Origin of the sequence: Streptomyces sp. NBC_00443 (assembly GCF_036014175.1) — a bacterium.
GTDB lineage: Bacteria > Actinomycetota > Actinomycetes > Streptomycetales > Streptomycetaceae > Streptomyces.
Genome location: NZ_CP107917.1, coordinates 3031696 through 3052870, shown reverse-complemented (window position 1 = coordinate 3052870; position 21175 = coordinate 3031696). Strand labels below are relative to the sequence as shown.

Annotated in this window: 22 protein-coding genes; 11 read left to right on the top strand and 11 right to left on the bottom strand. The window is 69.6% G+C overall.

Features of this window, described 5'->3' with window-relative positions:
* Positions 1-27: 27 nt before the first annotated feature.
* Positions 28-261, top strand: a complete 234-nt coding sequence (locus tag OHO27_RS13370) for a hypothetical protein (RefSeq protein ID WP_328423541.1) — start codon at positions 28-30, stop codon at positions 259-261.
* Positions 262-306: 45 nt separating this feature from the next.
* Here the strand turns inward: OHO27_RS13370 and OHO27_RS13365 are convergent, their stop codons facing one another.
* Complete coding sequence (locus tag OHO27_RS13365; RefSeq protein ID WP_328430422.1) at positions 307-1740, bottom strand: glycosyltransferase family 39 protein; 1434 nt, start codon at positions 1738-1740, stop codon at positions 307-309.
* Positions 1741-2034: 294 nt separating this feature from the next.
* Between OHO27_RS13365 and OHO27_RS13360 the strand changes: the two genes are divergently transcribed.
* The 3 genes from OHO27_RS13360 (at position 2035) to OHO27_RS13350 (ending at position 4017) form a co-directional block, all read left to right on the top strand.
* Positions 2035-2688 carry a M15 family metallopeptidase gene (locus tag OHO27_RS13360; protein ID WP_328423539.1) on the top strand — a complete coding sequence of 218 codons (654 nt, stop codon included), beginning with the start codon at positions 2035-2037 and terminating at the stop codon, positions 2686-2688.
* Positions 2689-2787: 99 nt separating this feature from the next.
* The gene (locus OHO27_RS13355) at positions 2788-3297 is read left to right on the top strand and encodes a GNAT family N-acetyltransferase (RefSeq protein ID WP_328423537.1); all 510 of its coding nucleotides are present in this window, start codon (positions 2788-2790) and stop codon (positions 3295-3297) included.
* Between the two features lie 30 nt (positions 3298-3327).
* Positions 3328-4017, top strand: a complete 690-nt coding sequence (locus OHO27_RS13350) for a maleylpyruvate isomerase family mycothiol-dependent enzyme (protein ID WP_328423535.1) — start codon at positions 3328-3330, stop codon at positions 4015-4017.
* Between the two features lie 96 nt (positions 4018-4113).
* Here the strand turns inward: OHO27_RS13350 and sodN are convergent, their stop codons facing one another.
* A complete protein-coding gene (sodN, locus tag OHO27_RS13345; RefSeq protein WP_007491258.1) occupies positions 4114-4509 on the bottom strand; it encodes a superoxide dismutase, Ni in 396 nt (131 codons plus the stop codon).
* A 145-nt stretch (positions 4510-4654) separates the two neighbouring features.
* Here sodN and sodX point away from each other — a divergent pair, with 145 nt between their 5' ends.
* Positions 4655-5089 (top strand): nickel-type superoxide dismutase maturation protease, encoded by a 435-nt coding sequence (gene sodX / locus OHO27_RS13340; protein WP_328430421.1) that lies wholly within the window; start codon positions 4655-4657, stop codon positions 5087-5089.
* Here the strand turns inward: sodX and OHO27_RS13335 are convergent.
* Positions 4993-5622, bottom strand: a complete 630-nt coding sequence (locus OHO27_RS13335) for a CGNR zinc finger domain-containing protein (RefSeq protein WP_328423533.1) — start codon at positions 5620-5622, stop codon at positions 4993-4995. The genes sodX and OHO27_RS13335 overlap by 97 nt on opposite strands.
* 98 nt (positions 5623-5720) lie before the next feature.
* Here OHO27_RS13335 and OHO27_RS13330 point away from each other — a divergent pair, with 98 nt between their 5' ends.
* Positions 5721-6491: a class I SAM-dependent methyltransferase gene (locus OHO27_RS13330; RefSeq protein WP_328423531.1), complete on the top strand. Its 771-nt coding sequence runs from the start codon at positions 5721-5723 to the stop codon at positions 6489-6491.
* A gap of 70 nt (positions 6492-6561) precedes the next feature.
* Here the strand turns inward: OHO27_RS13330 and OHO27_RS13325 are convergent, their stop codons facing one another.
* Genes OHO27_RS13325 through OHO27_RS13315 form a run of 3 tightly spaced genes read right to left on the bottom strand, consistent with a single transcriptional unit; the run spans position 6562 to position 9278 of the window.
* Positions 6562-7323 carry an amino acid ABC transporter ATP-binding protein gene (locus tag OHO27_RS13325; RefSeq protein ID WP_328423529.1) on the bottom strand — a complete coding sequence of 254 codons (762 nt, stop codon included), beginning with the start codon at positions 7321-7323 and terminating at the stop codon, positions 6562-6564.
* Position 7324: 1 nt separating this feature from the next.
* The gene (locus tag OHO27_RS13320; RefSeq protein ID WP_328423528.1) at positions 7325-8284 is read right to left on the bottom strand and encodes an amino acid ABC transporter permease; all 960 of its coding nucleotides are present in this window, start codon (positions 8282-8284) and stop codon (positions 7325-7327) included.
* 28 nt (positions 8285-8312) lie between these two features.
* On the bottom strand, positions 8313-9278 hold the full coding sequence (locus OHO27_RS13315) for an ABC transporter substrate-binding protein (protein ID WP_328423527.1): 966 nt from the start codon (positions 9276-9278) through the stop codon (positions 8313-8315).
* 674 nt (positions 9279-9952) lie between these two features.
* On the opposite strand from OHO27_RS13315, the gene OHO27_RS13310 reads away from it, so the two are divergent.
* From OHO27_RS13310 to OHO27_RS13295, 4 genes are all read left to right on the top strand, one after another.
* On the top strand, positions 9953-11176 hold the full coding sequence (locus OHO27_RS13310; protein ID WP_328423525.1) for an NAD(P)-dependent malic enzyme: 1224 nt from the start codon (positions 9953-9955) through the stop codon (positions 11174-11176).
* Between the two features lie 184 nt (positions 11177-11360).
* Positions 11361-12326, top strand: a complete 966-nt coding sequence (locus OHO27_RS13305; protein WP_328423523.1) for a zinc-binding dehydrogenase — start codon at positions 11361-11363, stop codon at positions 12324-12326.
* Positions 12327-12448: 122 nt separating this feature from the next.
* A complete protein-coding gene (locus OHO27_RS13300; protein WP_039651429.1) occupies positions 12449-12658 on the top strand; it encodes a helix-turn-helix domain-containing protein in 210 nt (69 codons plus the stop codon).
* Positions 12658-13221, top strand: a complete 564-nt coding sequence (locus OHO27_RS13295; protein ID WP_328423517.1) for a Clp protease N-terminal domain-containing protein — start codon at positions 12658-12660, stop codon at positions 13219-13221. The genes OHO27_RS13300 and OHO27_RS13295 overlap by 1 nt, the downstream gene beginning before the upstream one ends.
* A 185-nt stretch (positions 13222-13406) precedes the next feature.
* Here OHO27_RS13295 and OHO27_RS13290 read toward each other — a convergent pair whose 3' ends face one another.
* A complete protein-coding gene (locus tag OHO27_RS13290) occupies positions 13407-14456 on the bottom strand; it encodes a helix-turn-helix transcriptional regulator (protein WP_328423516.1) in 1050 nt (349 codons plus the stop codon).
* 1 nt (position 14457) lies between these two features.
* Positions 14458-15528, bottom strand: coding sequence for a DUF4097 family beta strand repeat-containing protein (locus tag OHO27_RS13285; protein ID WP_328430420.1), 1071 nt, complete (start codon positions 15526-15528; stop codon positions 14458-14460).
* A 181-nt stretch (positions 15529-15709) separates the two neighbouring features.
* On the opposite strand from OHO27_RS13285, the gene OHO27_RS13280 reads away from it, so the two are divergent.
* Entirely contained in the window at positions 15710-16555 is an 846-nt protein-coding gene (locus OHO27_RS13280) for a hypothetical protein (RefSeq protein ID WP_328423514.1), read from the top strand.
* A gap of 99 nt (positions 16556-16654) precedes the next feature.
* On the opposite strand, the gene OHO27_RS13275 is transcribed toward OHO27_RS13280, so the two are convergent.
* From OHO27_RS13275 to OHO27_RS13265, 3 genes are all read right to left on the bottom strand, one after another.
* Positions 16655-16837 (bottom strand): DUF6104 family protein, encoded by a 183-nt coding sequence (locus OHO27_RS13275; RefSeq protein ID WP_003997970.1) that lies wholly within the window; start codon positions 16835-16837, stop codon positions 16655-16657.
* A 78-nt stretch (positions 16838-16915) separates the two neighbouring features.
* Positions 16916-17035 (bottom strand): CU044_2847 family protein, encoded by a 120-nt coding sequence (locus OHO27_RS43125; protein ID WP_443059541.1) that lies wholly within the window; start codon positions 17033-17035, stop codon positions 16916-16918.
* A gap of 139 nt (positions 17036-17174) precedes the next feature.
* Positions 17175-20984: a multifunctional oxoglutarate decarboxylase/oxoglutarate dehydrogenase thiamine pyrophosphate-binding subunit/dihydrolipoyllysine-residue succinyltransferase subunit gene (locus OHO27_RS13265; RefSeq protein ID WP_328423512.1), complete on the bottom strand. Its 3810-nt coding sequence runs from the start codon at positions 20982-20984 to the stop codon at positions 17175-17177.
* Between the last annotated feature and the right edge of the window lie 191 nt (positions 20985-21175).

The following is a 21175-nucleotide window of genomic DNA, read 5'->3' as shown; positions in this document are numbered from 1 at the left end:
ATTGTCCGAGACAAGGGAGTTCACATAATGAGCCTCGACTGGACCGCACTCGGCCAGGTCGGCGCGGTGAGCCTCGCCGTCACCGTGGCCGTGGTCGGCGTCTTCGCCCTCGGCGTGCTGGGCCTGGCCCGCTACGAGGGGGCACGCGAGGGGGGCGGCGGCACGTCCACGCTGAGCCTCACGCAGGCCGGACTGTGCTTCGTCGCCTGCGCCGCGGTGGTGGTGTACGGGATCTACCTGATCGTGCCTCAGTTCCACTGACCGGGGCGCGGACGGACGGTTGAGGGCCTGGCCCGGCCGGGCTCCTCAACGCCGCTCGTACACCGTCACCCGTCGCCCGCGGACCTGCACGTCCGCCACCGCCTTGAAGTACTTCTTCAGTACAGCGGCCTTCGCGTGGTCACGCTTCCCCACCAGTGGCCGCGCCACCTCGGGCGCGTCGGTGACCAGCAGTATCCGCCGCTGCGCCAGCATCGCGGCCCGTGTCCGCTCCGGTCCGGCCTCCACGCCCTTCAACGTCCCCGACGCCACGGGGCCTTCCGCGAGCGCGAGGTCCCGCAGCCCGGCGAAGGCGTCGGGGGAGACCAGTGCGGAGTCGCGCCGGGCCGCCGGTATGTAGACCACCGCGTCCCCGGTCTGCTTCAGCCGCCGTACGTCCGCCGCCACCGCCAGTACGTCGTCCACACGGCTCTCCGGGGACCGCTTGGCCAGCGACTGCGGCAACAGCGCGACGACCGCCACGGTGACCACCACGGGGACGAGCCACGGCGCCGCTCTCGGGAAGCTCGGCCGGGCCGCACGTACGGCCGTGCCGAGTGCCGAGCCGATCAGCAGGGCCAGTCCCAGCATGCTGAACAGCACGTAGCGGTCCAGGAAGAGCGGCTTGGCCAGGGAAAGCCCGATGAGGGCGAGTTGCGGCACGGCCAGCAGGGGCAGCCCGACGGGCGCCACCGACAGCCGCCCCGCGCGCGGCCGGTCCAGCAGGGCCCCGAGCCCGCCGATCGCCAGCAGGACGACGGGCCCGATCAGCATGTGCCAGGTCAGCGGCGGTATCCAGGAGACCTGGGCGGACTGGCGCCGGCTGAACAGGATCAACGGCAGCACCGCGGCAACGGCGACCGCCGCGGCCGTCGCCCAGCGCAGCCAGGTCCCACGCCGGACCCGCGTCCACAGCAGGGTCGCCAGGTGCGCGGGCAGGATCAGCAGCGAGAGCCAGTTCAGCAGCCCGCACACCGCGACCGTGCCGCCGTACGCGACCCAGTGCACCGCTCGGCCGCGCCCTTCGAGGACGGTCACCAGCAGCAGGGTCGCGATCCCGGCGCCGGCCGCGATGAGCGCGTAGGGGCGGCCCTCCTGGAGATAGAACTGCACGGCCGGAAGAAGCCCGAACGCCAGCCCTCCCGCCAGGCCCACCCAGGCCCCGGCCAGCCGCTGGCCGATGGCCGTCACACAGGCCGCCGCCACCGCCGTGGCCAGGACGGAGGGAAGCCGCAGGGTCGTGGTGCCGGCCCCGAACCAGTCGAAGAGCCCGTGCATCAGCAAGTAGTAGAGCCCGTGTACGGAATCGACGTTGCCCAGCATGTGCCAGATGTCGCCGACGGACCGGCGGGCCACCTGCCAGGTCGCGGCCTCGTCCCGCCACACACTGTCCTGCCGGGACAGCCCCCACAGCCCCAGGGCAAGGGTCCACAGCAGGGGGATCGGCCAGAGACACGGGCGGCGGGGCAGGGGTACTCCCAGGGAATCGACATTCCGTCCGGCGGGAGACAGACCGCCGGATGATGTGATCTCCACTCGCCCGCTGTCGCAGAGCACGCCGGACAACGCCTCGGCCACGCGGGCCGAGACGGGAGCCGGGTGCTGCTGATTTCCCCCGTGGATCCACCCGCCAGGGTGTTCGACCCCCGGGTGGACGTTCCAGAACCTACGGGACGTGAACGATGCCCGGCCACCGTTTACCGCGTGAACACAATCACCGCGAATTCAGGGAACCTTGAGCCCGGCTCGGACACGGCGGTCGGCCATGATCGGGGCATGGATGAGATCGTGCTGATGTCGGACCCCAGGGTCGCGGCAATCCCCGTCGTCGATTGCGGCGAACCACTCGTGGACGTCCGGCTCCGCGAACCCCTTGCCGTCGACCCGCGCAATGCTGATCGGGCAGGGGCGTTCGCGTATCTGCGAGAAGGGGTTCTGGCCCGTCTTCTCATGGCCGAAAAGCTCCTGCCGGACGGCTTACGTCTGCTGTTCGTCGAGGGGTACCGGCCACCGTCGCTGCAGCGCCGCTACTTCGAGCAGTACGCCGACGAACTGGCAGCCGCCAACCCGGACTGGTCGCCGAGCCGGATCCGCGACGCCGCGAGCCGGTACGTGTCGCCACCGGAGATCGCGCCGCACAGCGCCGGCGCCGCCGTCGACCTCACTCTGATCTCCGCCGACGGCCGGGAGGTCGACATGGGGACACACGTGAACGCCAGCCCGGAGGACAGCGACGGCGCCTGTTACACCGACGCCGGCAACGTCGGCCCCGGAGCGCGGGCAAACCGGCGGGTGCTCGGCGCCGCGCTGAGCGCTGTTGGCCTGGTGAACTACCCCACCGAGTGGTGGCACTGGTCCTACGGTGACCGCTACTGGGCCCTTGCCACCGAGGCCGAAAAGGCGCTGTACGGGCCACGGGAACTCGGATGACTTCGTGAGCGAGCCCTCCAGCCCCAGTTCTCGCAGAGCCCGCTGGGAAGGCGCGGAATCAGATGGACACGGTCGGCACGGTGACCGATGATCGCCGACATGATCCGTGCCGCCACCGTGAACGACGTCCCGACGATCCGCGCGATGATCCGTGAACTCGCCGCATACGAACGGGCTGTGGAGCAGGTTCGGGCGACCGAGGGACAGCTTCGCGAGGCGCTGTTCGGAGAGCATCCCGCCGCCTTCGTACTGATCGCCGAGGACGACGAGACGGGCGAGGCCGTCGGCTTCGCCCTGTGGTTCCCGCGTTTCGCGACGTGGACCGGCACGCGCGGGATGCACCTGGAGGATCTCTACGTGCGTGAGTCCGCCCGTGGCGGTGGACACGGCAAGGCCCTGCTCGCCGCCCTCGCCGCGATCTGTGAAGAAAGAGGCTACGAGCGCTTCGAATGGTGGGTCCTTGCCTGGAACGAGCCGACGATCGACTTCTACAAGTCCCTCGGCGTGGAGTTCCTGGACGAGTGGCGGATATGCCGGCTGAGCGGTGAGCCCCTCAGGGACCTCGCCGGCCGGGTCCCGGCCGTTCTCAACCAGACCTCGGCCTCGTAGGACGGGGTCATGCAACCTCCTGTCGCAGCAGTGATCGAAGCCCACGGTGTCCTGGAAAGGCTCGCGGCCCGGCTGGACGACCAGCAGGTCACCGAGGCATCCGGGCTTCCGGGCTGGTCACGCGGCCACGTCCTGGCACATCTCACCGACAACGCGAGAATGTTCGGCCGGCTCGCGGAGCACGCACTGCGCGGTGAGCTCGTAGCGGGCTACGACGGCGGGACGGCCGAGCGGAACGCGATCATCGAGGCCACGGCGGGGCGCAGTGCCGCCGAGCACCACGCGGAACTCGCCGCACACACAGCCGCACTGGAAGCAACCTGGGCTCGCGTCGCCGACATGGACTGGCGCCGCCCCGTCACGTTCCGCAACGCGGACCTCGCCGCCACGGTGTTCGCGCGCTGGCGCGAGGCATGGATCCACATGGTCGACCTCGACCTCGGTGTACGGCCGGACGACTGGCCCGAGGACCTGGCCGCACACGCCATCGACTTCCTCCTCGGCCGCCTTCCGGCAGGCACACACCTCCACGCCGACGACGCGCGAGGCCAGTGGTCCGCCGGTGACGGGCCGCCGGACACCATGGTCACCGGACGCGTACGCGACCTGGCGGCCTGGCTGGCCGGGCGCACGCCCACCGTCTCACCGGTGGCCGCCGAGGGGCTGCCCGTCCTCGGACCCTGGCCGCCGCACCCGCCGCAGCGACTGGACCGTGCGTGACGATCTCCGGGAGAGGGAGTTCACGCATGCCGAAGGGGCCCGCCCGGCGAACCGGTCGGGCCCCTTCAGGTCGGGAGGCGACGAAAGAGCCTTGAGTCAGGCCTTCTTCGTCTCCCAGAAGATCTTGTCGATCTGGGCGATGTAGTCCAGAGCCTTCTGGCCCGTCGCCGGGTCGGTCGAGCCCTTGGCGGCCGAGAGGGCCTTCAGGGCGTCGTTGACCAGCTGGTGCAGCTCCGGGTACTTCTCGAAGTGCGGCGGCTTGAAGTAGTCGCTCCAGAGCACCGAGACGTGGTGCTTGGCGAGCTCGGCGCGCTGCTCCTTGATGACGGTGGCGCGCGCCTGGAAGTGCGGGTCGTCGTTGGCGGCCATCTTTTCCTGCACGGCCTTCACCGACTCCGCCTCGATGCGGGCCTGGGCCGGGTCGTACACGCCACAGGGCAGGTCGCAGTGCGCACTGACCTTGACCTTGGGGGCAAACAGGCGGGAAAGCATGGAGCATTCCTTCCTCGTGATCGTCTTCTCAGGTGGGACATTACTCCCTGCAAGACGGGATTTCGCGGGTGCCCCCATGGGCTTAGGACAAAAGTCCAGGGTCAGACTGAGACTGGTGGAGGACCGTACCGGGGAGGTGCCGGGGATGCCGGAGTTGTCGCAGGAGACCGAGCGCGGGCGGGCTGCGCAGCCCTTCGGGTGGGCCGAGGTGACCGGGCCGTCGATGGTGCCCACGCTGTACAACGGCGACCTGCTCGTCGTGTCGCACCGGGGCCGGATCAGGCCCGGTGACGTCGTCGTCCTGCGTCACCCCTTCCAGCAGGACCTGCTGGTCGTCAAGCGCGCCGCGGAGCGCCGTGAGGGCGGCTGGTGGGTGCTCGGGGACAACGCGTACGCCGGTGGCGACAGCACCGACTACGGCGTCGTGCCGGACGAGCTGATTCTGGGCAAGGTGCGTCTGCGGTACCGGCCGCGCAAGGCGGATCAGCGCTCGCCGTTCGCGCTGGCGCGCTGGGCGCTGTCGGCCGTACGGCCCGTATTCGCCGACCGGTCGGCCTCAAGGCGCTTGCGGGCGCGGTAGGCGGCCACGTTGGCGCGGGTCGCGCAGCGGTCCGAGCAGTAGCGCCGGGAGCGGTTGGTGGAGGTGTCCAGGTAGGCGTTGCGGCACGGGGCCGCCTCGCACAGGCCCAGACGGTCCACGCCGTACTCCGTCAGGTGGAACGCCAGGCCCATCGACGCGATGGCCGCGAAGCCGGCCGTCGCGTTCGACGGGTGGTCCGCGAGGTGCATGTGCCACAGGGGGCGGCCGTCGTCGTCGCGGAAGTCGTGGCCGGAGATCTGCGGGCTCACCGGGAACTCCAGGAGCAGGGAGTTCAGCAGGTCGACGGCCAGGGTCTCGTCGCCGGTGTCCGCCGCCGCGAAGACCGAGCGCAGCCGGGCCCGGACCGCGCGGAACCGCGTCACGTCGGCGTCGGTGGCGCGGCGGGCCGCCGACTGGTTGCCGCCGAACAGGTCGCGGACGGCCTCGACCGAGGTCAGTGAGTCCTTGCCCCGGGCCGGGTCCTCGCTGTTGACGAGTCGTACGGCATAGTCCGAGTAATAGGCCAGTTCCACTTGTAGTCCTTACGGAGGCGTTCTATCGTCGTGGTGCGGTCGGGTAACAACTGATCGTGCTTCCAGGGTATTACGTGACATGCGCGATGGAGGGTTCGATGACGGACACAAACGTCACCACGACCGGCGCCGACTGGGCCGCCTGGCAGGAGAGCTGGGACCGGCAGCAGGAGTGGTACATGCCCGACCGTGAGGAGCGTTTCCTGCTCATGCTCGACATGGTCGAGGCCCTCGTCGGCCCAGCCCCGCGCGTGCTCGACCTCGCGTGCGGCACCGGAACCATCACGGCCCGGCTGCTCACGCGGTTCCCGGAGGCCACCAGCACCGGCGTCGACCTCGACCCGGCGCTCCTCGCCATCGCCGAGGGCACCTTCGGAGCCGACGAGCGGGTCTCCCTGGTCACCGCCGACCTCAAGGACCCGGACTGGCCCGCGAGCCTGCCGTACGACTCGTACGACGCCGTCCTGACCGCTACGGCCCTGCACTGGCTGCACCGTGAACCCCTCGCGGCCCTCTACGGTCAGGTCGCGGAGCTGGTCCGCGACGGCGGTGTCTTCATGAACGCGGACCACATGATCGACGACTCGACGCCCCGCATCAACGCCGCCGAGCGCGCGCAGCGCCACGCCCGTATGGATCAGGCCAAGGCGGGCGGTGCCCTGGACTGGGCCGAGTGGTGGCAGCTGGCGGCGAAGGACCCGGTCCTCGCCGAACCGACGGCCCGCCGCTTCGAGATCTACGGCGAGCACGCCGAGGGCGACATGCCGTCCGCGCAGTGGCACGCGCGCGTGCTGCGCGAGAAGGGCTTCGGGGAGGCCAGGCCGGTGTGGTGCTCGCCTTCGGACACGCTGCTGCTGGCCCTCAAGTAGCGCCGGCCCGCAGCATGAGGGAGGGGCGGTACGGGAATCCCGTACCGCCCCTTCGCCTGCGAGTCGACCGTCAGAGCACCTTGGACAGGAACGCCTGCGTCCGCTCGTGCTGCGGGTTGGTCAGGACCTCGCGCGGGTCACCCGACTCGACGACCACGCCGCCGTCCATGAAGACCAGGCTGTCGCCCACCTCGCGGGCGAAGCCCATCTCGTGGGTGACGACGACCATCGTCATGCCGGACTCGGCGAGGTCGCGCATGACGTCGAGGACGTCTCCGACCAGCTCCGGGTCGAGGGCCGAGGTGGGCTCGTCGAAGAGCATCAGCTTCGGATCCATCGCGAGCGCCCGGGCGATGGCGACGCGCTGCTGCTGGCCGCCGGAGAGCTGCGCGGGGTAGCTGCCGGCCTTGTCGGCCAGGCCGACGCGGTCGAGCAGTTCCCGGGCGCGCTCCTTGGCCTGGTTCCTGCTCGCGCCCTTGACCTGGATGGGCGCCTCCATGACGTTCTCCGCGGCCGTCATGTGCGGGAACAGGTTGAACCGCTGGAACACCATGCCGATGTCGCGCCGCTGCTGCGCGACCTCGCTGTCCTTGAGCTCGTACAGCTTGTCGCCCTTCTGGCGGTAGCCGACCAGCTCACCCTCGACGTACAGCCGACCGGCGTTGATCTTCTCCAGGTGGTTGATGCACCGCAGGAACGTCGACTTGCCGGAGCCGGACGGGCCGATGAGGCAGAACACCTCGCCGGTCTTCACCTCCAGGTCGATGCCCTTGAGGACCTGTACGGGACCGAAGGACTTGTGGACGCCCTCGGCCTTCACCATGGCGGTCATCTCACACGCCCCTCTCGCTGCTGAAGGCCATCATGTTGACCTTGATCTTCTGCCACGGAGTCGGCGGCAGATTCCGCAGCGAGCCACGGGCGTAACGGCGCTCCAGGTAGTACTGGAAGACGCTGAACACGCTGGTCATGACCAGGTACCAGATGCACGCCACGAACAGCATCTCCATCACGGCGTACGAGGTGGAGCCGATGGTGGAGGTGGCGCGCAGGAGTTCGTTGTACGTCACCGCGTACACCAGCGACGAGGTCTTCAACATGTTGATGAACTCGTTGCCGGTCGGCGGCACGATCACCCGCATCGCCTGCGGGATCACGATGCGGCGCAGCGTCTTCGCGTGGCTCATGCCGAGCGCGTGCGAGGCCTCGGTCTGGCCCTCGTCCACGGCCATCAGACCGGCGCGGCAGATCTCCGCCATGTACGCCGCCTCGTTCAGGCCCAGACCCAGCAGGGCGGCCATGAACGGGGTCATGACGTCGACCATCTCGTCCTTGTAGATCGGACCGAGATCCAGCACGGGGAAGATCAACGCCAGGTTGAACCACAGCAGCAGCTGGACGTAGACCGGCGTGCCGCGGAAGAACCAGATGTAGACCCAGGCCACCCAGCTCGTCACCGGGTTCTTGGACAGGCGCATCACGGCCAGGATCACGCCGAGGACCACACCCATGACCATCGCGAGGACACTGATCAGCAGGGTGCGGCCGGCGCCGGCGAGGACCGTGGGGTCGAAGACGTAGTCGCCGACGGCGCTCCACTGGATCTTCTCGGCGCTGGCGAACGCGTTGATGAGCAGGCCCACCAGGGCCAGCACGACGACGGCGCTGACCCAGCGGCCGTAGTGCCTGACCGGGATTGCCTTGATCGCCTCGGGCGGGAGTGCCCCGCCGTCCTTGGAGACGGCGGCCGACGGGTTCGCGTCGGCCGGCTCCTTGTCGAACTTGTCAGTCACTGTGACTGCCCTTCAGTGTTCCTGGCCGTCACTTGCCGCCGTTGATCGCGGCCTTGTCGATCGCGCCGGACTCGGCGCCCCACTTCTTGAGGATCTCCTCGTAGGTGCCGTCCTCGATGATGGCGTTGACGGCCTCTTCGAGGGCAGCGGTGAGCTCCTTGTTGTCCTTGTTCACCGCGATGCCGAACGGACCGGCGTCGACCTGCTCGCCGACGACCTCGAAGTCGTTGCCGCCACCGGACTTGCGGGACAGGTCCACGGCCACCGGGTAGTCGTTGACGCCGGCGACGGCGCCGCCCGACTTCACGCGGGTCTGGGCCTCGGTGTCGTTCTCGAACGACTCGATGTTGATCTTCTTCTTGCCGTCGTCCGTGCAGGCCTTGGACTGGGTCTGCAGCGCCTTCTCGTACGTCGTACCGCGCTGCACGGCCGCCGTCTGCCCGCAGAGGTCCTCGATCGAGTTGATCTTCTTCGGGTTGCCCTTCTGGACGTACACGGCGGTACCGGCCGTGAAGTAGTCGACGAAGTCGACACCCGGGCCGAGCTTCTTGCCCTTGTCGTCCAGGCCGTCCTGGCGCTGCGGGGTGTCCGTGATGGAGGACATGGCGACGTCGTAGCGGCCGGAGTTCAGGGCCGTGATCAGGCCGTCGAAGGAGCCGGAGGTGAACTGGAACTCCACACCCAGCTTCTCGCCCAGGGCGGCGGCGATGTCGGGGTCGACGCCGACGATCTTGCCGCCCTCCTGGAACTCCATCGGGGCGTACTCGGCGTTCGTGCCCGCCTTGATGACGCCGGCGTCCTGGATCTTCTTGGGCAGCTTGGAGAAGAGCGGGGCGCTGTTGGCCTTCCCCGTCTCGTTGGTGCCCTCGCTGCCGCCGTCGTTCGTCTGATCACCGCAACCGGTGAGAATCAGGGCGCCTGCGACCGCGATCGAGGCGACCGCTGCCAGCCGGGAGCGCGTGGCGGTCGTACGACGGGTGGAGCTTGCGGTCATGGTGGGTTCCTCCGGCGGATGGGTGGAGTTGCCGATGGGGCGGGCGCCCGCCGGGGCTCGGCAGGTGCCTTGGTTTCTTAGGCCGACGAGAGCACACGCCTTCGAGTGTCGCGACCTCGTGTGATTACGGCATCTTGCCATTCGGACTGAGGCATTCAGGGCGCTCGCGATGTCAAAATCGGATAACGGGTTACCCCCGAACCGCCGCAGGTCGGTACATCCTGACCGCACCTTCTGCGGGAATCTGTCCTTCCAGCCGGAAGATCTTCGGCCTATCTCAGGATGCGGGCCGGTCCTGGGCCTGGCGTGCGGGCTGTTGGCAGCCTTTCGTGGTTTCCAGTGTGGATTGTCAGCTTATAGTCCGCTTATTTGGCCATGAATCGCAGTGGTTCCGTCGTCGGGTCGTGTCCGATTCGTGTCGTCGCTGTGGGTGTTTCCCTTCCTGTCATGTGATCTTGCACGTATTGGACTCGTCGGCGGCGCGGTCCGTCCGGTAAGAAGGTTCTTTACACCCCTCATCCGGGGCTCATGGCGCGTGTGCGGCGCGCCGTCGCGTATGGGTCCGTACGTCGTACGTCGTACGTATCAACGAGCAGGGCCATACGCGGTCCCGCCCACTTCTCACCAGGAGTGGTTCCACCCTCAAACCATGAACACTTAAGGGGTCAGACAAAGTGGCAGCGGAGATCGTCAATCCTCGCGGCGGAGGCAATACCGATCAGGACGGTGGGGTCGAACCCCTCGATTCCTTCGATCCGGCCTTCGCGCTGCATCGTGGCGGCAAGATGGCTGTGCAGGCCACCGTGCCGGTCCGTGACAAGGACGACCTGTCCCTGGCGTACACGCCCGGCGTCGCGAAGGTGTGCAGCGCGATTGCCGAGCAGCCGGAGCTCGTGCACGACTACACGTGGAAGTCGTCCGTGGTGGCCGTCGTCACCGACGGCACGGCTGTGCTGGGGCTCGGGGACATCGGGCCTGAAGCCTCCCTTCCGGTGATGGAGGGGAAGGCGATTCTCTTCAAGCAGTTCGGCGGTGTCGACGCGGTGCCGATCGCGCTCGACTGCACGGGCGTCGACGAGATCGTCGAGACCGTGGTCCGCCTCGCGCCGTCCTTCGGTGGTGTGAACCTGGAGGACATCTCGGCGCCGCGGTGCTTCGAGATCGAGCGGAAGCTGCAGGAGCGGCTGGACATCCCGATCTTCCACGACGACCAGCACGGTACGGCTGTCGTGACGCTGGCCGCGCTGCGGAACGCCGCGCGGCTGACCGGGAAGGGGCTCGGGGATCTGCGGGCCGTCATCTCGGGAGCGGGCGCGGCCGGTGTCGCCATCGCGAAGATGCTGGTCGAGGCCGGCATCGGGGACGTCGCCGTCGCGGACCGCAAGGGCGTGGTGTCCGCCGACCGGGACGACCTGACGTCGGTCAAGCGGGAGCTGGCCGGGTTCACGAACAAGGCCGGGATCACCGGGTCGCTGGAGGCGGCGCTGGAGGGCGCCGACGTGTTCATCGGGGTTTCCGGTGGCACGGTGCCGGAGGAGGCTGTCGCCTCCATGGCCGAGGGCGCGTTCGTCTTCGCCATGGCCAACCCGAACCCCGAGGTGCACCCCGATGTCGCGCACAAGTACGCGGCCGTCGTTGCCACCGGTCGGTCGGACTTCCCGAACCAGATCAACAACGTGCTCGCGTTCCCGGGGATCTTCGCCGGAGCGCTTCAGGTCCGGGCGTCCCGGATCACCGAGGGCATGAAGATCGCGGCAGCCGAGGCGCTGGCGTCGGTCGTCGGGGACGACCTGGCCGCGGACTACGTCATCCCGTCGCCGTTCGACGAGCGGGTCGCTCCGGCCGTCACGGCGGCCGTTGCCGCTGCGGCGCGGGCGGAAGGCGTTGCACGGCGCTGATGTGCCGTTGAGTGAATGGCCCCGCCGTCCGGGCGGGGCCATTTCGCTGCCCAGGGGCCGGGCCGTTCGGGTGGGCAGGGGGGTGCGTCCCTGTCTGCGCCGGGCCCGTCGGCCTTGGCAAGAGGGTGTGTCTCACAGGGCGTCGTGGTTCCGTCGGTCGGCGGCGGAGCCTATCGTCAAGGTCATGTTCGCTGTCTACGCCGCCCGAATCGACCGCGACCAGCCGCTCTCCGGATTGGAGTTGGGGGAGCGGCCGGCCCCCGAGGTCCGTCCCGGCTGGAGTGCCGTCAACGTCAAGGCCGCTTCCCTCAACCATCACGACCTCTGGTCACTGCGGGGCGTGGGCCTGCCCGAGGACCGGTTGCCGATGATCCTCGGCTGCGATGCCGCCGGGGTCGATGAGGACGGCAACGAGGTCGTCCTGCACTCGGTGATCGGACAGAGTGGGCACGGGGTGGGCCCCAAGGAGCCTCGTTCCATTCTCACCGAGCGGTATCAGGGGACCTTTGCGGAGCAGGTCGCCGTGCCGACCTGGAACGTCCTGCCGAAGCCCAAGGAACTCTCCTTCGCCGAGGCCGCCTGTCTGCCGACTGCCTGGCTGACCGCGTACCGGATGCTGTTCACCAACGCGGGGGTACGGCCCGGGGACTCCGTGCTGGTGCAGGGGGCCGGGGGCGGCGTGGCCACCGCCGCCATCGTGCTCGGGAAGGCCGCGGGGCTGCGGGTCTTCGCCACCAGCCGCGATGAGGCCAAGCGGAAGCGGGCCCTGGAGCTGGGGGCAGTGGAGGCCGTGGAGTCGGGGGCTCGGCTGCCGCAGCGGGTCGATGCCGTGATCGAGACCGTGGGCGCCGCCACGTGGTCGCACTCCGTCAAGTCGCTGAAGCCCGGGGGCACGCTTGTCATCTCGGGTGCCACGAGTGGTGACCGGCCCTCGCATGCCGAGCTCACCCGCATCTTCTTCCTGGAGCTGAAGATCGTCGGGTCCACGATGGGGACGAAGGACGAGCTCGAGGATCTGCTCTCCTTCTGCGCCGCCACCGGTGTGCGGCCTGTGATCGATGAAGTGCTTCCGATGGATCGGGCCCGTGAGGGCTTCGAGTGGATGGAGTCGGGGGAGCAGTTCGGGAAGATCGTGCTGACCAACGAATAGGTCCGAGTACGGCACCTGCGGCTTGCGGCGGGTTCGGGGCTTTGCCTCGGGCCCGCCGTTTTGTTCGGCCGGTGTGTCAACTGGGGTTGACGGCTCGGGTCGTGTCAACTTACGTTGACGGTATGACCGAAGCAACAGATCTCGCCGCGCGTGCCGGCGATCGTGATCCCCGGGTCGGGCTACGGGCCGTTGCGGCGCTGCGCCGGCTGCTGGAGCAGCTGGAGGCCGTGCAGGTACGCAGTGCGCGCAATCAGGGGTGGTCGTGGCAGGAGATCGCCGCGGAACTCGGGGTCAGCAGGCAGGCCGTGCACAAGAAGTACGGGAGGCGTTGATGTTCGAGCGGTTCACGAAGGATGCTCGTGCCGTGGTCACGGGGGCCGTTGAGCACGCCGAGAGGGGAGAGGCGCAGACCGTCGACGCCGAGCACATGCTGCTCGCCCTGCTCGATCGTGAGGGGAGCCGGGCGTCGTTCGCGCTTGCGGCGCTCGGCGATGGGGAGTGGTCGGAGTCCATGCGGCTGGCATTGGGGGAGGCTCGGCGGCGGGGTGGGCTGTCGCAGGCCGAAGCGGAGGCGCTGGCCGGGTTGGGGATCGACGTGGGGGAGATCGTCGCCCGGGTCGAGGAGGTCCATGGTGTCGGAGCGATGTCCGGGGACCGGAAGGACACGGGGTGGTGGTCGGGGCGCCGCTCCTTCAGCCGGGAGGCCAAGGACGTGCTGGAGCGGTCGCTGCGTATCGCCGTCGCGCGCCGGGACCGGCACATCGGCGACGAGCACATTCTCCTGGCCCTGACCAGCCGCCCCGGCGTGCCCGCCGAGGTCCTCGCCGATCACGGGGTGACGTATGAGGCTGTGATCCGGGTGCTGGGGGGAGGGGGAGAGGCCAAGGCCGGGTGAGGAGGGCAGGCGGGGAGGCGGGATAGGCGGTAAGGGCTCGGGATAGCCCGCTGGTGTGCCGCAGGGCGCGGGGGTGCGGGGGCTCCTGGGCCCGGCCGGCCGGCCTGGGCAGTGCAGCGCCGCTGAAGTGGGCGCCGTGCTGCCCAGGGGCGTGGCGTCAGGGCCGTGGCGTCTGGGCCGTGGCCTCAGGGCTTCGGTGTGTGCAGTAGCGCTCCGATGTGTGCTGCCGCCGTCGACAAGTGGCGGCGGGCGTCGTGGAGTTGGTCCGGGGTCACGCCGTGGTCCCTTGCCGCGTCGCGGATGTCGTCGCGGAAGCGGTCCAGCAGGCGGTCGAGGTCGCGGGCCGGGTCGTCCGTGGGGGACTCGTGGGCCCAGGCGGGCTCGTAGTCGGCGGGGAAGTCCTCGGGGGTGTCGGAGTAGTCGGGGGGCTGCTGTGCCGACTTGGGGGCGCTCGGGCGGCCGAAGCCGAAGTCCCGGCCCAATCCCTTGCCGTAGTCCTTGCCGAAGTCGCCGAACTCCTTGGCCAGTTCCGTCAGGCCCTCCCTCACGCCCGTGGGCCAGTCGCCGCGGGCGAAGTGGTCCTGTACGTGTTCCTGGACCCGGCGGGCGATGCGCTGGACCTCCTCCTGGGCCTGGGCGCGGGCGTGGTCCTGGGCATCCTTCGCCTGGCGTCGGGCGCGCTGGGCCTCCTCACGGGCCCGGCGGCTCTCGTCCTTGGCGCGTCGGGCCTGTTCCTTCCACTCCTGCTTGGCGCGGCGCATCTCCTCCTTGGCGGCGCGCCACGCCTCCTTGTCGGTGTAGTCGGAGAAGTCACCGAAGGGTGTGTCCGTCGTGGCGGACGTGCCCGTGCGGGCCTCGGTCGCGGCTGCCCGCATCTCGCGGCGCAGATCGCCCGCAGCGCCGCGCACATCGGCCCGGATCTCGGCGGCGAGTTCGGCGACCGACTCCCTGATCTCCAGCTCCAGGTCGGCCAACTCGCCGCTGCGGTCGGCCAGTTCGGCCCGGCCGGCGTCGGTGATGGCGTACACCTTGCGGCCGCCCTCGGTGGTGTGGGTGACCAGGCCCTCGGCCTCCAGCTTGGCGAGGCGGGGGTAGACGGTGCCGGCCGACGGTGCGTACAGCCCCTGGAAGCGCTCTTCGAGGAGGCGGATCACCTCGTAGCCGTGGCGCGGGGCCTCGTCCAGCAACTTCAGCAGATACAGGCGGAGGCGGCCGTGGGCGAAGACGGGGGGCATGTCAGAGCACCTTCTTGTCGGTCGTGCCGTCGGCCGGGGCGTGGGGTGGTGGGGCGTCGGACGGTTCATCGCCCTTGCCGGAGACGGAATTGTCCCCCGGGCTGTGGGGTGTGTCGCTCAGCGGGGCCGTCGTCGCAGCCGTGTCTGTCGGCGGCGTCTCGTCCGTCGTCCGGGCTTTGTCCGTCGTCGGGATCGAGTCCGGCGAGTCCGTCGTGCCTGTCGTGGGCTCGGGGTCCTCCCAGGCCTCCGCCTCCCACAGCTCCTCCTCCCGCGGCGGGCGGCGCAGCAGCGCGATCGAGCCGGAGACCGTCGTCGCCCGGAGCTTGCCGGTGCCGGCGCCGAGGCGGCCGGTGACCTTGTGGGCGCCCCACTGGCCGTGTACCCGGAGGCCCTCGAAGGCGTTGGAGATCGTGCCGCTCGCGGTATTGGCCTCCACGTCCGCGTCCGCCGGGGCCGGCAGGCGGATGGCGATCTCGCCGGAGACGCTGGTCAGCCGGACGTCGGTCGGGCCGTCCGGGTCGAGGTCGACGATCATGGAGCCGCTGACCGAGTCGGCCTTCACGGAGGAACCCGAGCCCTCCACGACGGTGAGGTCGCCGGAGACGGAGTTGAAGCGGAGGTCGCCGGTGACGGCCTGGGCCTCCAGGTTCCCGGAGACCGTGTCGGCGCGGACCGGGCCGGACAGGGCGACGAGTGTGGTGTCCCCGGTGACGCCCTTGACCACCGACGGGCCCTGGATCCCGGAGACCACTGCCCCGGCGCCGACCACACCCACCTCGACGCGCGTGTCGGCCGGCACCGCGAGGGAGACCACCGCGCTGCGGCGCCAGCCCTTGCGGTCGAGCCACTTGAGGAAGCCCTTCCAGGGCAGGTCGTCGTACGCCACCGACAGGGTGCCGCCCTCCTGGGTCACCACCAGGGGCGGGCCCTCGATCTCGGAGACCTGCAGGCGGGCGGAACCTTCGTCCGTGCCCACGACGTTCACCGTTCCGTTGACGATGCGCACATGGAGCTCGCTCACCGGCTCGTCGAAGGTGAGCTTCCTGGGCTCTGCTACGGACCACTCGGGCATGGTGCGGACCTCCTGGGCGACCGGACGGCCGCGCGGGCCGGGACGGACCTGAACAATGAGCAATGACACGCCATATCGCGTCTCCTGCTAAACACGATATATCGCGGACTGGGAAAGTCAAGGCACTCGTTCTGGTGATCACAAGTCACGCGAGGTGGACAAATCGGCCTAGCGTGTTGGCATGCCGACGGAAGAGTCCAGCGTCGCTCGCCAGGCCCGTCCCGCCCCGGGCGCCCTGCTGCTCTGCCGCGCGGACCCCGAGTCCGTCGGCCCCGCCGCCAGGCTGCTGCGCGAGGACATGCTGCTCGCGCCGGCCGGCGGGGAGTGGAGCGTGCTCGTGCCCGAGGGGCGGCCCTGGCTGGAGGGCGGCGAGCCGATCGACCGTGTCCTCACCGGCTGGGCCACCGCCCTCGCCGTCGGCGCGCCCTGGCCCGTCCTAGCCCTTTGGTGGGACGCCGACCGCGCCGGATACACCCTCGCCTCCGGCTTCCGCCGCCCCGTCGGCTACGTCTGGCTCGCCAACGGCACCCCGGTCGGCGAGGACGAGGCCATGCGCACCTTCGCGGGCCGGCTCGGCCTCGATCCGGTCCTGGACATGCAGTCCCTCGACGAGCTGACCCGCCCCGACCCCGAGGCCGATGCGCGAGCACGCATGCGTGGTCTGGTCGCCGTCCTCACGCGCGCGGGCGTGTCCCTGCCCGACGGCCTCGCGCCCGGCGAAAGCGCCGACAGCCTCGACGCGGCCGCCGGCGCCCAGCCGCACATCCGCCTCATCGAGTGGTGGGGCTGGCGCGAAGCCTTCCGCGCGGAACTCGACGCCGTCGAGGGCGGCCGCCTCGGGCCCTGGCTCCCCTGGGCAGGCGGCCCCAAGGCCCGCGCCCTTGCCCTGACCCAGATCGCGACCGGCCTGCCCCTCGCGGCCTGGGGCCTACGGCACCGCAGCGGCGGCTGGCTCGCGGCCGGCACGGTGCTCCTGGCCCACGGCGTGCTGGGGCTGGCGTACGAGGCGGTGCGGCCGCTGGACTGACGGGGCTGGGGAGGCTGCGGGGGAGGGCATCCGTCGGGGGCGCCCCTGTGGAAACGGCCCCCTCACCCCCGCAGGACCGGCCGCCTCACTGCTGGTCGCCTAGACGTCGTCGTCCTCGTCGTCCAGCCGGGCCAGCCACGTTGCCAGCCGCTCCACCGGTACCTCGAAGTCGGGGTTCAGGTCGACGAAGGTGCGCAGCTGCTCGGCCAGCCACTCGAAGGTGATCTCCTCCTCGCCGCGCCGCTTCTCCAGTTCTTCGATGCCTCGGTCGGTGAAGTACATGCAGTGAGGATATGTCGTGCCCGGCACGTGCGTGTGTGTGGGAGTGCGGACCGGCTCCCGGCTACCGGCTACCGCGGCTCACACGTTGGGGTCCCGCTGCTCCCAGCCCAGCTTGACGACGATATGTCCCTCGACGCCCGCCTTGGTCAGCACGGCGCCCACGCTCGCGTTCAGCTTCACGCCGAACTTCAGCTCCACCGTGGTGGGCTGGGCCGCGTGGAAGGTGCGCAGGGTGGCTTCCGTCGCGCGGCGGGCGAGTTGACCGTAAATGCCGGAAGGCCCGGCCCCGAGTCACGCGGACTCGGAGCCGGACCTTCCGATCAGACCGTGCAGAGGCTCAGGCCTCGAACACCTCACGCACCAGCTGCTCCTGCTCGGCCTGGTGCCGCTTGGCGGAACCGACGGCCGGGGACGAGCCATGCGGACGCGAGATGCGGCGCAGGCGCTCGCCGTGCGGGACGTCGGCGCCGACCGCCAGGTCCAGGTGGTCGATCAGGTTGAGCGCGATGAACGGCCACGCACCCTGGTTCGCCGGCTCCTCCTGGGCCCACAGGTACTTCTCGGCGTTCGGGTACTTGGCGATCTCGGCCTGGAGCTCGGTACCCGGCAGCGGGTACAGGCGCTCGATGCGGATGATCGCCGTGTCCGTGACGCCGCGCTTCTTCCGCTCGGCCTCGATGTCGTAGTAGACCTTGCCGGCGCAGAAGACGACCTTCTTGACCGCGGCCGGGTCGACCGACGCGTCGCCGATGACCGGCTGGAACTGCCCGGTCGTGAACTCCTCCGCCTTGGAGGCGGCGGCCTTCAGGCGCAGCATCGACTTCGGGGTGAAGACGACCAGCGGCTTGTGGTGCGGGTTGTGCGACTGCCACCGCAGCAGGTGGAAGTAGTTCGACGGGGACGTCGGCATCGCGACCGTCATGTTGTTCTGCGCGCACAGCTGGAGGAAGCGCTCCGGGCGGGCGGACGAGTGGTCCGGGCCCTGGCCCTCGTAGCCGTGGGGGAGGAGCAGAACCACGCCGGACGTCTGCGCCCACTTCTGCTCCGCCGACGAGATGAACTCGTCCACGACCGTCTGGGCGCCGTTGACGAAGTCGCCGAACTGGGCCTCCCACATCACGAGCGCGTCCGGGCGGGCCAGCGAGTAGCCGTACTCGAAGCCCATGGCCGCGTACTCGGACAGCAGGGAGTTGTAGACGTTCAGCCGCGCCTGGTCCTCGGAGAGGTACTGCAGCGGCGTGTACTCCTCGCCCGTCTCGCGGTCGATGATCACCGCGTGACGCTGGCCGAACGTACCGCGCTGCGAGTCCTGGCCGGCCAGTCGGACCGGGACGCCGTCCAGAAGGAGGGAGCCGACCGCGAGGGTCTCGCCCATGCCCCAGTCGATGGTGCCGTCCTCGACCATCGACGCCCGTCGCTGCAGCTGCGGCAGCAGCCGCGGGTGGACGGTGATGTGGTCGGGGATGTTGACCTGGGACTCGGCGATCCGCTTGACGGCCTCCGTGGTGATCGCCGTGTTGACGGCCACCGGGAACTCGGCCTGCGGGTCCGAGGGCTCCGCGGCGGCCGGCTGCGAGGTGGCCTCGCGGACCTCCGTGAAGACCTTCTCCAGCTGGCCCTGGTAGTCCTGCAGGGCCTGCTCGGCCTCTTCCAGGGTGATGTCGCCGCGACCGATGAGGGACTCGGTGTAGAGCTTGCGCACCGAGCGCTTCTTGTCGATCAGGTCGTACATCAGCGGCTGGGTGAAGGCCGGGTTGTCCGACTCGTTGTGACCGCGGCGGCGGTAGCAGATGAGGTCGATCACGACGTCCTTGTTGAACGCCTGGCGGAACTCGAAGGCCAGACGGGCAACGCGGACGACCGCCTCGGGGTCGTCGCCGTTGACGTGGAAGATCGGGGCCTCGATCATCCGGGCCACGTCGGTCGAGTACATGGAGGAGCGCGAGGACTCGGGCGCCGCCGTGAAGCCGACCTGGTTGTTGATGACGATGTGGACCGTGCCGCCGGTGCGGTAGCCGCGCAGCTGCGACATGTTGAGCGTCTCGGCCACGACGCCCTGGCCCGCGAAGGCCGCGTCACCGTGCAGGGCGACGGGCAGGACCGTGAAGTCCGTGCCGCCCTTGTTGATGATGTCCTGCTTGGCGCGCGCGACGCCTTCGAGGACCGGGTCGACCGCCTCCAGGTGGGAGGGGTTGGCGGTGAGCGAGACCTTGATCTGCTCGCCGTCCAGGCCGGTGAAGGTGCCCTCGGCGCCCAGGTGGTACTTCACGTCGCCGGAGCCGTGCATCGACTTCGGGTCGAGGTTGCCCTCGAACTCGCGGAAGATCTGCGCGTACGACTTGCCGACGATGTTCGCGAGCACGTTCAGCCGGCCGCGGTGGGCCATGCCGATGACGACCTCGTCCAGGCGCGACTCGGCGGCCGAGTCGAGCACCGCGTCCAGCAGCGGGATGACGGACTCGCCGCCCTCCAGGCTGAAGCGCTTCTGGCCGACGTACTTCGTCTGCAGGAAGGTCTCGAAGGCCTCCGCCGCGTTCAGCCGGCGCAGGATGCGCAGCTGCTCCTCGCGCTCCGGCTTGGTGTGCGGGCGCTCGATGCGGTCCTGGATCCACTTGCGCTGCTTGGGGTCCTGGATGTGCATGAACTCGATGCCGGTGGTGCGGCAGTACGAGTCGCGCAGCACGCCGAGGATGTCGCGCAGCTTCATCAGGGACTTGCCGGAGAAGCCGCCGACCGCGAACTCGCGCTCCAGGTCCCAGAGCGTGAGGCCGTGCTCGGTGATGTCCAGGTCGGGGTGCTTGCGCTGCTGGTACTCCAGCGGGTCGGTGTCGGCCATGACGTGGCCGCGGACCCGGTAGGAGTGGATCAGCTCGAAGACACGGGCGGCCTTGGTGACGTCGTCGTCGTGGCTGGCGTCGATGTCCTTGAGCCAGCGGACCGGCTCGTAGGGGATGCGCAGCGACTCGAAGATCTCGTCGTAGAAGCTGCTCTCGCCGAGCAGGAGGTTCGCGACGATCCGCAGGAACTCGCCGGAGGCGGCGCCCTGGATCACCCGGTGGTCGTAGGTCGACGTGAGCGTCATGACCTTCGAGATGCCGAGCTTGTTCAGGGTGTCCTGGGACGTGCCCTGGAACTCCGCCGGGTAGTCCATGGAGCCGACGCCCATGATCACCGACTGGCCGGGCATCAGACGCGGCACGGAGTGGACGGTGCCGAGGCCGCCGGGGTTGGTCAGGGAGACGGTCACGCCGGTGAAGTCGTCCATGCCCAGCTTGCCGTCGCGGGCGCGGCGGACGATGTCCTCGTAGGCCTGCCAGAACTCGAAGAAGTTCAGGGTCTCGGCCTTCTTGATGCCCGCGACCACGAGCTGGCGGTCGCCGTTGGGCTTGACCAGGTCGATGGCGAGGCCGAAGTTGATGTGCTCCGGCTTGACCAGGGTCGGCTTGCCGTCCTTCTCCGCGAAGGAGTAGTTCATCGACGGCATGGCCTTGATGGCCTGCACCATCGCGTAGCCGATCAGGTGCGTGAAGGAGATCTTCCCGCCCCGGGCGCGCTTCAGGTGGTTGTTGATGACGATGCGGTTGTCGAAGAGCAGCTTCACCGGGACCGCGCGCACGGACGTGGCCGTGGGCACCTCCAGGGAGGCGTTCATGTTCTTCGCGACCGCGGCGGCGGGGCCGCGCAGCGTCACGAGCTCGGGCCCGTCGGCGGTGGCGGCAGCGGGCTCGGCCTTCTTCGGCTGAGCGGGCTTAGCGGCCGGGGCAGGCGCGGCGGGCTTCGACGCAGCCGGAGCCGGGGCCGCAGCGGCGGGCGCGGCGGCAGCGGGCTTCGGGGCCGCGGGGGCCGGCGCGGGGACCGACGGGGCGGCCGGAGCAGCCGGGGCGGCGGGGGCCGCCGGAGCCGTGCTGGTGGTTCCCGCGGCCCCCGCAGCCGCGGTACCCGCCGGAGCCGAGGCGGCAGGCGCTCCCGGCTTGTAGTCGGCGAAGAAGTCCCACCAGGCACGGTCTACCGAATTCGGGTCCTGGAGGTACTGCTGATAGATCTCGTCGACGAGCCACTCGTTCGGCCCGAACGCGGCCGCGGGGTTCTTGCCCGCTTGGTCGGTGTCGGTCGAGATGCTCGAGTTACTGGGGGACTGTGGCGACACGGCGGCAACCGCCCTCTTCCGCTTCACAAGGTGATGGACAGCGGGAATAAAGGCTACGCCTCCATGGCCGAGAAGGTCAGGCTGAGCAAGGTCATCGTCGTGTAAGTCACATCGGAAAGCGTGTTTCGGGCCCGGAAATGGCGGGAAACAAGCGTGGTTCCGCTTCGGATGACCGCAGAGGGGACGACGAG